Origin of the sequence: Streptomyces sp. NPDC048644 (assembly GCF_043199105.1) — a bacterium.
Classification (GTDB): domain Bacteria; phylum Actinomycetota; class Actinomycetes; order Streptomycetales; family Streptomycetaceae; genus Streptomyces.
The window spans coordinates 13,872-28,180 of the sequence record NZ_JBICVO010000009.1 but is presented as its reverse complement, the minus strand read 5'-3'; the positions used below and the strand labels follow the sequence as shown (position 1 = coordinate 28,180).

At 70.8% G+C, this 14,309-nt stretch carries 15 protein-coding genes; 14 read left to right on the top strand and 1 reads right to left on the bottom strand.

The window, feature by feature from the left end; translation table 11 throughout:
• The first annotated feature begins 28 nt into the window (after positions 1 to 28).
• The 14 genes from ACGFNI_RS21375 (at position 29) to nusB (ending at position 13,467) form a co-directional block, all read left to right on the top strand.
• Positions 29 to 463 (top strand): DUF948 domain-containing protein, encoded by a 435-nt coding sequence (locus ACGFNI_RS21375; protein ID WP_393685970.1) that lies wholly within the window; start codon positions 29 to 31, stop codon positions 461 to 463.
• Positions 464 to 471: 8 nt separating this feature from the next.
• Entirely contained in the window at positions 472 to 819 is a 348-nt protein-coding gene (locus ACGFNI_RS21370) for a DUF6167 family protein (RefSeq protein ID WP_393685968.1), read from the top strand.
• Positions 819 to 3,488, top strand: coding sequence for an alanine--tRNA ligase (gene alaS, locus ACGFNI_RS21365; RefSeq protein ID WP_393685966.1), 2,670 nt, complete (start codon positions 819 to 821; stop codon positions 3,486 to 3,488). Before ACGFNI_RS21370 ends, alaS begins: the two co-directional genes overlap by 1 nt.
• Positions 3,489 to 3,501: 13 nt before the next feature.
• Positions 3,502 to 3,966: a Holliday junction resolvase RuvX gene (gene ruvX / locus ACGFNI_RS21360; protein ID WP_393686475.1), complete on the top strand. Its 465-nt coding sequence runs from the start codon at positions 3,502 to 3,504 to the stop codon at positions 3,964 to 3,966.
• A gap of 126 nt (positions 3,967 to 4,092) precedes the next feature.
• Positions 4,093 to 5,841, top strand: coding sequence for an endolytic transglycosylase MltG (mltG, locus tag ACGFNI_RS21355; RefSeq protein ID WP_393685964.1), 1,749 nt, complete (start codon positions 4,093 to 4,095; stop codon positions 5,839 to 5,841).
• A gap of 10 nt (positions 5,842 to 5,851) precedes the next feature.
• Entirely contained in the window at positions 5,852 to 6,679 is an 828-nt protein-coding gene (locus ACGFNI_RS21350; RefSeq protein ID WP_393685962.1) for a shikimate dehydrogenase, read from the top strand.
• A 134-nt stretch (positions 6,680 to 6,813) separates the two neighbouring features.
• Positions 6,814 to 7,998, top strand: a complete 1,185-nt coding sequence (aroC, locus tag ACGFNI_RS21345) for a chorismate synthase (RefSeq protein ID WP_393685960.1) — start codon at positions 6,814 to 6,816, stop codon at positions 7,996 to 7,998.
• A complete protein-coding gene (locus tag ACGFNI_RS21340; protein WP_393685958.1) occupies positions 7,995 to 8,552 on the top strand; it encodes a shikimate kinase in 558 nt (185 codons plus the stop codon). Before aroC ends, ACGFNI_RS21340 begins: the two co-directional genes overlap by 4 nt.
• Positions 8,549 to 9,640 (top strand): 3-dehydroquinate synthase, encoded by a 1,092-nt coding sequence (aroB, locus tag ACGFNI_RS21335; RefSeq protein WP_393685956.1) that lies wholly within the window; start codon positions 8,549 to 8,551, stop codon positions 9,638 to 9,640. Before ACGFNI_RS21340 ends, aroB begins: the two co-directional genes overlap by 4 nt.
• Positions 9,637 to 10,104, top strand: coding sequence for a type II 3-dehydroquinate dehydratase (aroQ, locus tag ACGFNI_RS21330; protein ID WP_393685954.1), 468 nt, complete (start codon positions 9,637 to 9,639; stop codon positions 10,102 to 10,104). Before aroB ends, aroQ begins: the two co-directional genes overlap by 4 nt.
• A 214-nt stretch (positions 10,105 to 10,318) precedes the next feature.
• Complete coding sequence (locus ACGFNI_RS21325) at positions 10,319 to 11,209, top strand: Pro-rich N-terminal domain-containing protein (RefSeq protein ID WP_393685952.1); 891 nt, start codon at positions 10,319 to 10,321, stop codon at positions 11,207 to 11,209.
• A gap of 81 nt (positions 11,210 to 11,290) precedes the next feature.
• Positions 11,291 to 12,397 carry an aminopeptidase P family protein gene (locus ACGFNI_RS21320; RefSeq protein ID WP_393685951.1) on the top strand — a complete coding sequence of 369 codons (1,107 nt, stop codon included), beginning with the start codon at positions 11,291 to 11,293 and terminating at the stop codon, positions 12,395 to 12,397.
• A 66-nt stretch (positions 12,398 to 12,463) separates the two neighbouring features.
• Complete coding sequence (efp, locus tag ACGFNI_RS21315; RefSeq protein WP_393685949.1) at positions 12,464 to 13,030, top strand: elongation factor P; 567 nt, start codon at positions 12,464 to 12,466, stop codon at positions 13,028 to 13,030.
• Positions 13,031 to 13,032: 2 nt separating this feature from the next.
• The gene (nusB, locus tag ACGFNI_RS21310; protein ID WP_393685947.1) at positions 13,033 to 13,467 is read left to right on the top strand and encodes a transcription antitermination factor NusB; all 435 of its coding nucleotides are present in this window, start codon (positions 13,033 to 13,035) and stop codon (positions 13,465 to 13,467) included.
• Between the two features lie 269 nt (positions 13,468 to 13,736).
• On the opposite strand, the gene bldD is transcribed toward nusB, so the two are convergent.
• Complete coding sequence (gene bldD / locus ACGFNI_RS21305) at positions 13,737 to 14,237, bottom strand: transcriptional regulator BldD (RefSeq protein ID WP_030278578.1); 501 nt, start codon at positions 14,235 to 14,237, stop codon at positions 13,737 to 13,739.
• Positions 14,238 to 14,309: the final 72 nt, after the last annotated feature.

Sequence of the window (14,309 nt, the reverse complement as noted above, 5' to 3'; positions counted from 1 at the left end):
ACCAGACCAGTCGGAGAGTGGTGCCAACGTGTCCGGTGGAGAGGTGGCAGGGATCCTGGTCGCCGTCTTCTGGGCGATCCTCGTGTCGTTCCTCGCCCTGGTGCTGGTGAGGCTCGCGCAGACGCTCAAGGCGACGACCAAGATGGTGGCCGAGGTGTCCGACCAGGCCGTCCCGCTCCTCGCCGACGCGTCGGCCACGGTCCGCTCGGCGCACACCCAACTCGCCCGCGTCGACGCCATCGCCGCCGATGTGCAAGAGGTCACGGCCAACGCCTCCGCGCTCTCCTCGACCGTCTCGTCCGCCTTCGGCGGGCCGCTGGTCAAGGTCGCTGCCTTCGGCTACGGCGTGCGCCGCGCGATCGGCAAGAAGGGCGAGCCGGAGCCGAAGCGCACCGTCGTCGTCGGCCGTACCCTGCCCGGCGCCCGCCGGGGCGGGCGCCGCAACCGTCGCTCCAAGGACTGATCACCGCGATGTTCCGCCGCGCATTCTGGTTCACCACCGGCGCCGCAGCCGGCGTGTGGGCCACCAACAAGGTTCACCGCAAGCTGCGCAGGCTCCAGCCCGACAGCCTCGCGGCGCAGGCCGCGGACAAGGCCGTGGAAACCGGCCACCGGCTGCGTCAATTTGCAGTGGACGTACGCGCGGGAATGGCGGACCGTGAAGAGCAGTTGCACGATGCACTGGGTCTGACCGGGTCCGGCGACCCACGTGAACTCCCCGCATCGCACTACCGCGCGGTGCTCGAAACTCCCCACCGAACCACGAGAGCAACCGGACCGTCCGGTATTGCCGGACCGACTGGAAATGAGGACCACTGATGGAGTCGGCTGAAATCCGCCGCCGCTGGCTGCGCTTCTTCGAGGAGCGCGGGCACACCGTCGTGCCGTCGGCGTCGCTCATCGCGGACGACCCGACGCTGCTGCTGGTCCCCGCGGGCATGGTGCCGTTCAAGCCGTACTTCCTCGGCGAGGTCAAGCCGCCCTTCGACCGGGCCACCAGCGTCCAGAAGTGCGTGCGGACCCCGGACATCGAAGAGGTGGGCAAGACCACCAGGCACGGCACCTTCTTCCAGATGTGCGGCAACTTCTCCTTCGGCGACTACTTCAAGGAAGGCGCCATCAAGTTCGCCTGGGAGCTGCTGACCGGCTCCCAGGCCGACGGTGGCTACGGCCTGGACCCGGAGAAGCTCTGGATCACGGTCTACCTCGACGACGACGAGGCCGAGCGCATCTGGCGCGAGGTCGTCGGCGTGCCGGCCGAGCGCATCCAGCGCCTCGGCAAGAAGGAGAACTACTGGTCCATGGGCGTCCCCGGCCCCTGCGGACCCTGCTCCGAGATCAACTACGACCGCGGCCCGGGATTCGGCGTCGAGGGCGGCCCTGCCGTCAACGACGAGCGGTACGTGGAAATCTGGAACCTCGTCTTCATGCAGTACGAGCGGGGCGCGGGCATCGGCAAGGAGGACTTCGAGATCCTCGGCGACCTGCCCAGCCAGAACATCGACACCGGCCTCGGACTCGAGCGCCTGGCGATGATCCTGCAGGACGTCCGCAACATGTACGAGACGGACACCCTGCGCGTGGTCATCGACAAGGCCACCGAGCTGACCGGCGTCCGCTACGGCGCGTCGGACGCCTCCGACGTCTCGCTGCGCGTGGTCGCCGACCACATGCGCACCTCCACGATGCTCATCGGCGACGGCGTCACCCCCGGCAACGAAGGCCGCGGCTACGTCCTGCGCCGCATCATGCGCCGCGCCATCCGCAACATGCGGCTGCTCGGCGCCGACGGCCTGGTCGTCGGCGAGCTGCTGGACGTCGTCATCAAGACGATGGGCCAGCAGTACCCGGAGCTGCTGGAGGACCGCCGCCGCATCGAGACGGTCGCCCTCGCCGAGGAGGCCGCCTTCGTCAAGACGCTGAAGGCCGGCACCAACATCCTCGACACCGCCGTCACGGAGACCAAGGCCACCGGCGGCAAGGTCCTGGCCGGCGACAAGGCGTTCCTGCTCCACGACACCTGGGGCTTCCCCATCGACCTCACCCTCGAAATGGCCGCCGAACAGGGCCTTTCGGTGGACGAGGACGGCTTCCGCCGGCTGATGAAGGAGCAGCGGGAGCGCGCCAAGGCCGACGCCCAGTCCAAGAAGCACGGCCACGCCGACCTGTCCGCCTACCGCGAGGTCGCCGACACCTCCGGTGCCACGGAGTTCACCGGATACCGCGACACCGAGGGCGAGTCCACCGTCGTCGGCCTGCTGGTCAACGGCGCCCCGGCCCCCGCCGCCCACGAGGGTGACGAGGTCGAGGTCGTGCTGGACCGCACCCCCTTCTACGCCGAGGGCGGCGGCCAGCTCGCCGACACCGGCCGGATCAGGCTCGAATCCGGCGCCGTCGTGCAGATCCGCGATGTGCAGAAGCCGGTCCCCGGCGTCACGGTGCACAAGGGCGTCGTCCAGGTCGGCGAGGTGGTGCTGGGCTCCGCCGCGTACGCCACCATCGACGTGTCCCGCAGGCGCGCCATCGCCCGTGCCCACAGCGCCACCCACCTCACCCACCAGGCGCTGCGTGACGCCCTCGGGCCGACCGCCGCGCAGGCCGGTTCGGAGAACTCCCCGGGCCGCTTCCGCTTCGACTTCGGCTCGCCGGCCGCCGTGCCGGGTGCCGTCCTCACCGACGTCGAGCAGAAGATCAACGAAGTGCTCTCCCGCGAACTCGACGTGCACGCCGAGGTCATGAGCATGGAGGACGCCAAGAAGCAGGGCGCCATCGCCGAGTTCGGCGAGAAGTACGGCGACCGGGTGCGCGTGGTCACCATCGGCGACTTCTCCAAGGAGCTGTGCGGCGGTACCCACGTCCACAACACCGCCCAGCTCGGCCTGGTGAAGCTGCTCGGCGAGTCGTCCATCGGCTCCGGCGTCCGTCGCGTCGAGGCGCTGGTGGGTGTGGACGCCTACAAGTTCCTCGCCCGTGAGCACACCGTCGTCTCGCAGCTGACCGAGCTGGTCAAGGGCCGCCCCGACGAGCTGCCCGAGAAGATCTCGGGTGTCCTGGCCAAGCTGCGGGACGCCGAGAAGGAGATCGAGAAGTACCGCGCCGAGAAGGTGCTCCAGGCGGCTGCCGGTCTGGCCGATGGCGCCAAGGACGTCCGCGGTGTGGCCCTGGCCTCCGGACAGGTCCCGGACGGTACCTCCGCCGACGACCTGCGCAAGCTGGTGCTGGACGTCCGGGGCCGCATCCCGGGTGACCGCGCCGCCGTCGTGGCCCTGTTCACGGTTACCAACGGCCGCCCGGTCACGGTCATCGCCACCAACGAGGCCGCCCGCGAGCGCGGCATCAAGGCCGGCGACCTGGTCCGTACGGCTGCCAAGACCCTCGGCGGAGGCGGCGGCGGCAAGCCGGACGTCGCCCAGGGCGGCGGCCAGAACGCCGCTGCCGTGCCCGAGGCCATCGAGGCCGTCGAGCGGCTCGTCGCCGAGGCGGCCTGACGGCGTGAGTGAGATGCGACGCGGCCGGCGCATCGCCGTGGATGTCGGGGACGCCCGTATCGGGGTCGCCTCGTGCGACCCCGACGGGGTCCTCGCCACCCCCGTCGAGACGGTGCCGGGACGTGACATCCCCGCAGCCCACCGCCGCCTCAAGGCGATCGTCGACGAGTACGAACCGCTGGAGGTCGTGGTCGGGCTGCCCCGTTCCCTGAATGGGGGAGAGGGGCCGGCCGCGGCCAAGATTCGTACATTCGCCCAAGAGATGGCGAAGAACATCACACCCGTGGCCGTCCGGCTCGTCGACGAGCGGATGTCGACGGTCACCGCCGCACAGGGCCTGCGGGCCTCCGGAGTGCGGAGCAAGAAGGGCCGTTCGGTCATCGACCAGGCTGCTGCGGTGGTCATCCTGCAGAGCGCGCTGGAGACGGAACGGACCTCGGGGCGGCCTCCAGGGGAAAACGTCGAAGTGGGCATCTGATCGCAGTGCGGTAACGTTCCGCGCGATGCGGCCCGCGGTTCGGAAGCCGCGTGTGCAGGAAGAGGCGGGTCGGTACAGGTAGCGCTGCCGGACAGGAGCGCACCGCCTCTAGGCCCTAGGGGATCGATGACCGAGTATGGCCGGGGCTACGGCTCCGAACCGTGGCACCCCGAAGACCCGCTCTACGGAGACCAGGGTCCTCGGGGCGGCCAGGGGCAGCAGCCCCAGTGGGGCGGACCGGAGTCCGTCCCCTACCCCGAGCAGCAGTACGACGGGAGCTGGGGCGGCGCACAGATAGGGCAGGTGCCGTACGACCCTTACGACCCGTACGGCCCGCCGCAGCACGACCCTTATGGCATAGCCGGGCAGGACCCTTACGGCACCCCGGACGCCTACCCGCCGCCGCAGCCGCGCCATCTGCGTCCGCAGGAACCCCAGCAGTACCCGCAGCAGTACCCGCACCCGGGGCAGTTCCAGCAGCCGGATCCGTACGCGCAGCAGGGCCCGTACCCGCCGCACGATCCGTACGCGCAGCAGCAGTACCCGCAGGATCAGCAGTACCCGCAGGATCCGTACCCGCAGCACGTCCAGGAGCCGGAACGCTCCGAACCGCCGCAGCACATAGACGGCGGGGGGGAGAACTGGCGGGGGGAGCCGCAGCGGGAGCCGGACCCGGAGCACGCGTTCTTCGCTGACGACCCGGCCGGCGATGACGATGACGAGAGCGCGGACGACCCGCGGGAGAGCCGGCGGGCCACCCGTGAGCGCCGCGGAAAGAAGAACAAGCGGCACAGCGGCTGTGCCTGTCTGGTCGTCAGCGCGGTGATCGCCGGCGCCGTGGGAACAGTCGGCTATTTCGGCTACAACTTCTATCAGAGTCATTTCGCCAGCGCCCCGGACTTCGAGGGCGAGGGCTCGGGCGATATCCAGGTGGAAATCCCGGACGGCGCCCCCATCCAGCAGATGGGCCAGATCCTCAAACGTGAAGGCGTCGTCAAGAGCGTCGACGCCTTCACGGAGGCGGCGAAGGAGAACAAGAACGGCTCCGGTCTCCAGGCGGGCTCCTATGCACTGCACAAGGAAATGCCCGCGGCAGCCGTTGTCGCATTGATGCTGGACCCCAAGAGCCGCAACGGCCTCACGGTCCGCGAGGGGCTACGTGCCGAAGCGGTCTACTCGCTCATCGATGAAAAGCTCGACGTCAAGTCCGGCACCACCAAAGAAGTGGCCAAGAAGGACGTCAAGAGCCTCGGGCTGCCGTCCTGGGCGAGTCAGTCGTCGCAGATCAAGGACCCGCTGGAGGGCTTCCTCTATCCGTCGACGTACAGCGTGGGCGGGCATGCGAAACCGGCGGACGTACTCAAGATGATGGTCGCTCGTGCCAAGCAGGAGTACCAGAAGTACGACCTGGAAGAGAATGCCGAGAAGCTTCATCTGAAATCGCCGCTCCAGGTGCTCACCGTGGCCAGCCTCACCCAGGCCGAGGGCATCACGCACGACGATTTCCGGAAGATGGCCGCGGTCATCTACAACCGGCTCTCGCCGGCCAATGTGGCGACGAACCAGAAGATCGAATTCGACTCGTCGTTCAACTACCTCAAGAAGCAGAGCAAGATCAACATCAGTACGGACGAGATTCGGCATTACGACGACCCGTACAACACGTACTTCTACAGCGGGCTGCCGCCGGGGCCGATCGGCAATCCCGGGGCCGACGCGCTGAAGGCGACCGTCAATCCGGATACGTCGCAGAAGTGGCTGTTCTTCATCTCGATCGACGGGAAGAAGACGGAATTCACCACGAATCTCACCGACCACAACAAGCTTGTGAAGAAATTCAATGAGCGGCAGCAGCAGAAGAAGCAGGAAGGCTGAAGGCGGGGCAGTGTCGGACACCAAGCAAGCCGCGGTACTCGGATCACCGATCGCGCATTCCCTCTCGCCGGTCCTGCACCGCGCGGCCTACGACGAACTCGGCCTGGACGGCTGGGAGTACGGCCGATTCGACGTCGACGAGGCCGGACTGCCCGCCTTCATGGACACGCTGGACGCCGGCTGGGCCGGCCTCTCGCTGACCATGCCGCTCAAGCGCGCCGTCATCCCGCTGCTCGACGCGATCAGTGACACGGCGGCATCCGTCGAGGCCGTCAACACCGTCGTCGTCACCGGTGACGGACGCCGGGTGGGCGACAACACCGACATCCCCGGTATGCAGGCCGCCCTGCGCGAGCGCGGTGTGACGCAGGTCGAGCGGGCCGCGGTACTCGGCGCGGGCGCCACCGCGTCGTCGGCGCTCGCCGCGCTCTCCCGCGTCTGCACCGGCGAGGTCACCGCGTACGTCCGCAGCGCGGCCCGCGCCGACGAGATGCGCGGCTGGGGCGAGCGCCTCGGCGTCGCGGTGCGCACCGCGCCCTGGGACGACGCGGCCCGCGCCTTCGAGGCGCCGCTGGTCATCGCGACCACTCCGGCCGGCACCACCGACGCCCTGGCCGGCGCCGTCCCCGATGCGCCAGGCACCCTCTTCGACGTGCTCTACGAGCCCTGGCCCACGGCGCTCGCCGCCGCCTGGTCCGAGCGCGGCGGCGCGGTGGTCGGCGGCCTCGACCTGCTGGTGCACCAGGCGGTGCTCCAGGTCGAGCAGATGACCGGCAGGTCGCCCGCCCCGCTGGCCGCGATGCGCGCGGCGGGCGAGGCGGCCCTCGCGGCCCGCTGAGCCGCGGCCATCCGCCGCGTCCCGGTTCCGCCGGTCCTTCCGGTCCGATCTCCGGACGGGGCATCGGCCGAGCGGCGCGTCGTGGGAGGATCAGGGGAAGACCGTACGCGGAGTAGCAGTACAGAGGAGCACCGTTGAGCAGGTTGCGCTGGCTGACGGCGGGGGAGTCGCACGGCCCCGCACTGGTGGCGACGCTGGAGGGCCTTCCGGCCGGCGTCCCGATTACCACCGATCTGGTGGCGGACGCACTGGCACGACGGCGGCTCGGCTATGGCCGCGGTGCCCGGATGAAGTTCGAGCGGGACGAGGTCACGTTCCTGGGTGGCGTGCGGCACGGCCTGTCGCTGGGCTCGCCGGTCGCGGTCATGGTGGGCAACACCGAGTGGCCCAAGTGGGAACAGGTCATGGCCGCCGACCCGGTGGACGAGTCGGTGCTGGCCGAGCTGGCGCGCAACGCGCCGCTGACCCGCCCGCGTCCCGGCCACGCCGACCTGGCCGGCATGCAGAAGTACGGCTTCGACGAGGCCCGCCCGGTCCTGGAGCGCGCCTCGGCACGCGAGACCGCGGCCCGGGTCGCCCTGGGCGCGGTGGCCCGTTCCTTCCTCAAGGAGGCCGCCGGCATCGAGATCGTCTCGCACGTCGTGGAGCTGGCCGCGGCGAAGGCGCCGTACGGCGTCCTCCCGAAGCCGTCCGACGTCGAGAAGCTGGACGCGGACCCGGTGCGCTGCCTGGACACGGACGCGAGCGCGGCGATGGTCGCGGAGATCGACCAGGCGCACAAGGACGGCGACACCCTCGGCGGCGTGGTCGAGGTGCTGGCGTACGGAGTGCCGGTGGGCCTGGGCTCGCACGTGCACTGGGACCGCCGTCTCGACGCACGGCTGGCGGGCGCGCTGATGGGGATCCAGGCGATCAAGGGCGTCGAGGTCGGCGACGGCTTCGACCTGGCCCGGGTGCCGGGTTCGCAGGCGCACGACGAGATCGCGTCGACGGACGACGGCATCCGGCGCAGCTCGGGCCGCTCCGGCGGCACCGAGGGCGGCCTGACCACCGGTGAACTGCTGCGGGTGCGGGCCGCGATGAAGCCGATCGCGACGGTGCCGCGGGCACTGGCGACGGTGGACGTCACCACCGGCGAGGCCACCAAGGCGCATCACCAGCGGTCGGACGTCTGCGCCGTGCCGGCCGCCGGCATCGTCGCCGAGGCGATGGTGGCGCTGGTGCTCGCGGACGCGGTGGTCGAGAAGTTCGGCGGCGACAGCGTGCCGGAGACCCGCCGCAACGTCCGGTCCTTCCTCGACAATCTGGCGATCAAGTGACGTCGCCTGCCGTCGTCCTGGTCGGCCCGCCCGGAGCGGGCAAGTCGACCGTGGGCGCGCTGCTCGCCGAACGGCTGGGTGTGGGCTACCGCGACACCGACGCGGACATCGTCACCGCGGCGGGCAAGCCGATCGCGGAGATCTTCATCGACGAGGGCGAGCCGCACTTCCGCCGGCTGGAGCGGGAGGCGGTACGCGCCGCGGTGGCCGGCCATGAAGGTGTGCTGTCCCTGGGCGGCGGCGCGATCATGGACGACGGCACCAGGAAGCTGCTGGCCGGGCTGCCGGTCGTCTTCCTCGACGTCGCCCTCGCCGACGCGGTCAAGCGGGTCGGCCTGGACGCACCGCGCCCGCTGCTCGCGGTCAATCCGCGGCAGCGCTGGCGCGAACTGATGGACGTGCGCCGCCCGTTGTACACCGAGGTCGCGCGCGCCGTGATCACCACCGGCGGCCGAACCCCCCAGGACGTCGTCGATGCGGTCCTGGACGCTTTGGAGCTACAGCAGGCGGCGGGCGGGGCACCGCAGGCCGCCAACAGGGAGGAACAGGCATGACGGAGCAGGCCACCCGTATCCAGGTCGGCGGTACGGCGGGCAGCGATCCGTACGAGGTGCTCGTCGGGCGGCAGCTGCTCGGAGAGCTGCCGGGGCTGATCGGCGAGGGCACCAAGCGGGTCGCCGTGCTGCACCCCGAGGCGCTCGCCGCCACCGGTGAGGCGCTGCGCGAGGACCTGGCGTCGCAGGGTTTCGAGGCAATCGCGATCCAGCTGCCGAACGCCGAGGAGTCCAAGACCGTCGAGGTCGCGGCGTACTGCTGGAAGGCGCTCGGGCAGACCGGGTTCACCCGCAGCGACGTGATCGTCGGTGTCGGCGGCGGCGCCACCACCGACCTGGCGGGCTTCGTCGCGGCCACCTGGCTGCGCGGCGTGCGCTGGATCGCGGTGCCGACCACGGTCCTCGGCATGGTGGACGCGGCGGTCGGCGGCAAGACCGGCATCAACACCGCCGAGGGCAAGAACCTCGTCGGCGCCTTCCACCCCCCGGCCGGTGTGCTCTGCGACCTCGCGGCGCTCGACTCGCTCCCCGTCCACGACTACGTCTCGGGTCTCGCCGAGGTGATCAAGGCCGGCTTCATCGCCGACCCGGCGATCCTCGGCCTGATCGAGTCCGACCCGGAGGCGGCCAAGCGCCCCGACGGACCGCACACACAGGAGCTGATCGAGCGGGCGATCCGGGTCAAGGCCGAGGTGGTCTCCGCCGACCTCAAGGAGGCCGGGCTGCGCGAGATCCTCAACTACGGCCACACCCTGGCGCACGCCATCGAGAAGAACGAGCGCTACAACTGGCGGCACGGCGCCGCCGTCTCCGTCGGCATGGTCTTCGCCGCCGAACTGGGCCGGATCGCGGGCCGGTTGGACGACGCGACCGCCGACCGGCACCGCGCCGTCCTGGAGTCGGTCGGGCTGCCGCTGACCTACCGCGGCGACCAGTGGCCCAAGCTGCTGGAGACCATGAAGGTCGACAAGAAGTCCCGCGGCGACCGGCTGCGCTTCATCGTCCTGGACGGGCTGGCCAAGCCCACCGTCCTGGAGGGCCCGGACCCGGCCATGCTGCTCGCCGCGCACGCGGAGATCGCCGCATGAGCCAGGAGCCGGACGCGCCCCGTACGGCCCGCCGGGTCCTGGTGCTGAACGGCCCCAACCTCGGCCGTCTCGGCTCCCGCGAACCGGACGTCTACGGCGCGACCTCCTACGCGGGCCTGGTGGCGGAGTGCGCCAGGCTCGGCAAGGAGCTGGGCTTCGACGCCGAGGTCCGCGAGACCAACGACGAGGGCGAGATGATCCGTTGGCTGCACGAAGCCGCCGACGGATCGATTCCGGTCGTCATCAACCCCGGCGCCTTCACGCACTACTCGTACGGCATGCGGGACGCGGCGGCCCAGCGCACCGCCCCGCTCATCGAGGTGCACATCTCGAACCCGTACGCGCGTGAGGAATTCCGCCACAATTCGGTTATCGCGGCCGTCGCCAGCGGAACGGTCGCCGGATTCGGCATCGGCTCGTACCGCCTCGCACTGCGCGCACTCGCCGACGAACTCGGCGGCTGACGCGGTCTCCTGGGCACTCCCTTCCGCCCCCGGCCGTTCACACCGCGAGCGCCGGGGGCGGTACCGTTCGTCAGCGGTACCGCGCACGCCCCCGGCCGCGGGGCGGCCAGGCCCGCACCCGCCCGGCCCGCCCGCCGGGCCATGACGTGCCGGACGGCCCGCCCGGCACCCGCGCACCGCACCCAGTCGACCGCATGAGACGGAGAGCCACCGGATGCCGTACGCAGTGGGGGCTCCGCTGCCGCCGCCCCGCAGCCAGGCGCAGGAACAGGGCGCCACCATGAACTGGACGCCCCACCCCGGTCATTCCCTCCCGCCGGGCCCGCCGCCCGCGCCGGCGCCCGCGGCCCCGCCGCCGCCCGTGCAGCCCGCCCCGGCACCCGCCAATCCGGGCTGGAGCGGCCCCGCACCCCAGCAGACGCCGCCCGCTGCGGACACCACGGCCAGCACGGGTAACACCGGCAGCACCGGGCACATCCAGCTGCCTCCCGGCGCCCCGGTGGCGCTGCCGAGCCCGCAGTCGGGCGCCACGGCACCGGACGCCGCGCACGCCGCGGTCGCCGTGCTGCTCATCGGCCCGGCCGGCGCGGGCAAGACCAGCGTGGCCCGCCACTGGGCCGACAGCCGCCGCGTGCCCACCGCGCACATCAGCCTCGACGACGTCCGCGAGTGGGTGCGCTCCGGCTTCGCCGACCCGCAGCAGGGCTGGAACGACCACTCCGAGGCGCAGTACCGCCTCGCCCGCCGCACCTGCGGCTTCGCCGCCCGCAACTTCCTCGCCAACGGCATCTCCTGCATCCTCGACGACGCCGTCTTCCCCGACCGCCCGGTCGTCGGCCTCGGCGGCTGGAAGCGCCACGTGGGCCCCGGGCTGCTGCCGATAGTGCTGCTGCCCGGCCTGGAGATCGTCCTGGAGCGCAACGCACGGCGCAGCGGCAACCGCCGCCTGTCCGACGAGGAAGTGGCCAGGATCCACGGCCGGATGGCCGGCTGGTACGGCTCGGGCCTGCCGATCATCGACAACTCCCAGCACGACGTCGCGATGACCGTCAGGGTGCTCGACGACGTCGTCGCCCGCAGCCTCGCCAGCCCGCCCAGCTGGTAGCCCCGCTGCCCCGGAGGCCGCCCGCCCCCGCCCGGCCGCTCCCGAAGGGCCGGGCGCGCCGTCCGCCCGTAAGCTCGGGTTATGTCCGAGCTGTATGCGGCCCGACGCACGCGGCTGCGGGACCGCTGCGCGGCAACCGGAAGCACCGCGGCACTGATCTCGCGTCCCGCCAACGTCCGCTATCTCACCGGCTGCGCGCCATCCGGCGCCGCGCTCCTGATGGGGCCTGCCGATGACGTCCTGCTCTGCGGCGGCCCGCTGAGCGGCGACCCTTCGGAAGGCAGGCCGTCCGACGACGTACGGGTCGAGGTACTGCCGACGCGGGACGGTGATCCGGTGGTGGCAGGCGCGGACCTGGCGGAGAAGGCCGGGGCCGCCGTCCTCGCGGTCGAGGAACACCATCTGACCGTCTCCCGGCACCGGGCGCTGTCCCAGGTCGCCCCCCGGCTGCTGCTGTCGGACCTGGCCTGTGCCGTCGAGGCGCAGCGGCTGGTCAAGGACGACGACGAGATCGCCTGTCTGCGGATCGCCGCGGAGATCACCGACCAGGCGCTCGGCGAACTGCTCGAATCGATCCTCGTCGGCCGCACCGAACGCCATCTCGCCCTGGAACTGGAACGCCGGCTCGTCGATCACGGCGCGGAGGGCCCTGCCTTCCCCACGTCCGTGGCGGCCGGTCCGCATTCCGGGCGCCCGGGGCATCTGCCGACCGACCGCCGGGTCGAGGAGGGCGACTTCCTGACCGTCGGTCTTGGCGCGAACTACCGCGGCTACCGCTGCGAGATCGGCCGCACCTTCGTCATCGGGACGGCGCCCGCGGACTGGCAGATCGAGCTCTACGATCTCGTTTTCGCAGCCCAGAGGGCCGGTCGGGAGGCGTTGGCGCCGGGTGTCGAGTGCCGCGAGGTGGACCGCGTGGCCCGTCATGTGCTGGAGTCTGCGGGGCACGGTGAGCGGCTCGGACCGTGGACCGGGCACGGCGTGGGACTCGAAATCGATGAGGACCCTCAATTGTCGCCTGCGGCCATGGGTAAACTGGACGCTTGCGTGCCGGTCACCGTCGAACCGGGGGTTCACCTCCCCGGCCGCGGGGGCGTCCGGATCGACGACACACTCGTCGTCCGCCCCGAGGCGGACGGCGGGCCAGAGCTACTCACGATCACGACCAAGGAGCTGCTCGCGCTGTGAGCCGCAGGGCTTGCTGCGAGCGGCTTCGGGGTACCCACCACCTGCAGTCCAGGAGATTCCGCAACCGTGGCTTCCACGAACGACCTCAAGAACGGCCTGGTGCTCAAGCTCGAAGGGGGCCAGCTCTGGTCCGTCGTCGAGTTCCAGCACGTCAAGCCCGGTAAGGGCCCGGCCTTCGTCCGCACCAAGCTGAAGAATGTGCTTTCCGGCAAGGTGGTCGACAAGACCTTCAACGCCGGCGTGAAGGTCGAGACGGCCACTGTCGACAAGCGCGGGATGCAGTTCTCGTACATGGACGGCGAGTACTTCGTCTTCATGGACATGGACACCTACGACCAGCTCATGGTCGACCGCAAGGCCGTCGGCGACGCCGCGAACTTCCTGCTGGAAGGCTTCGAGGCCGTCGTGGCGCAGCACGAGGGCGAGGTGCTCTACGTCGAGCTGCCGGCCGCCGTCGAGCTCGTCATCCAGCACACCGAGCCCGGCGTCCAGGGCGACCGCTCCACCGGCGGCTCCAAGCCCGCCACCCTGGAGACCGGCTACGAGATCCAGGTCCCGCTCTTCATCACCGAGGGCGAGAAGATCAAGGTCGACACCCGCTCCGGCGAGTACCTCGGTCGGGTGAACAGCTAACCGTGGCCGCCCGTAACAAGGCCCGTAAGCGCGCCTTCCAGATCCTCTTCGAGGCCGACCAGCGCGGAGCCGACGTGCAGTCCGTGCTCGCGGACTGGATGCGGCACGCCCGGACCGACCCGCGGCAGCCGCCGGTCAACGAGTACACCCTGGAGCTCGTCGAGGGGTACGCGGACCACATCGGCCGTATCGACGAACTGCTCGACACCTATTCCGTCGACTGGCCGCTGGACCGCATGCCGGTCGTCGACCGCAACATCCTGCGGCTCGGCGCGTACGAGCTGATCTGGGTGGACGCCATCCCGGACGCGGTGGCGATCGACGAAGCCGTGCAGCTGGCCAAGGAGTTCTCCACGGACGACTCCCCGGCCTTCGTCAACGGTCTGCTCGGCCGGCTGAAGGACCTGAAGCCGACCCTGCGGCGCGAGACGCGGTAACGAGGCACACCAGCAGTACCCGAGAAAGGGCCCGGAGCGCGCAGGATGCTCCGGGCCCTTCCGCGTTCCCGAGGGGAGACGGGCGAGACGGAGGCGTGTGGGGCGCTCAGGGCCTGCTGGGCGGCCGTGCACCCCGGGGCGGGCTCCACGCAGGGGCGCAGCCCGGTACGCGCTCAGCCGCCCGTCTCTGCGCCCGCGGTCGAACACGCAAACGTGCCGCCGCTCCGTTCATCCGGAGCGGCGGCACGTTTCGTACGGGCGAGGGCCGATCAGAGGTCGTCGTGGGCGACCGCGCGACGCGCGTCGGCGTCCAGCACGCCCCAGCTGATCAGCTGTTCGGTCAGCACCGAAGGCGACTGGTCGTAGATGACCGCGAGGGTGCGCAGGTCGTCCTGGCGGATCGAGAGCACCTTGCCGTTGTAGTCACCGCGCTGGCTCTGGATCGTGGCGGCGTAGCGCTGCAGCGGTCCGGCCTTCTCCTGCGGGACGTGGGCGAGGCGCTCCAGGTCGAGCACCAGCTTCGGCGGCGGCTCGGCGGCTCCGCCCGGTGTCGTGCCCGGCAGCAGCTCCTGCACCGGCACGCCGTAGAAGTCCGCAAGCTCGGCGAGGCGCTGCACGGTCACGGCACGGTCACCGCGCTCGTACGAGCCCACCACCACAGCCTTCCAGCGGCCCTGGGACTTCTCCTCGACACCGTGGAGAGAAAGGCCCTGCTGGGTGCGGATGGCGCGGAGCTTGGCCCCGAGCTGTTTGGCGTATTCGCTGGACATAAAGCTCCCCAGACACCTGATCGATATGCGGCTCCGCCGCCCGGCTGGTAACTCACTGTGAGGTTACGCAGC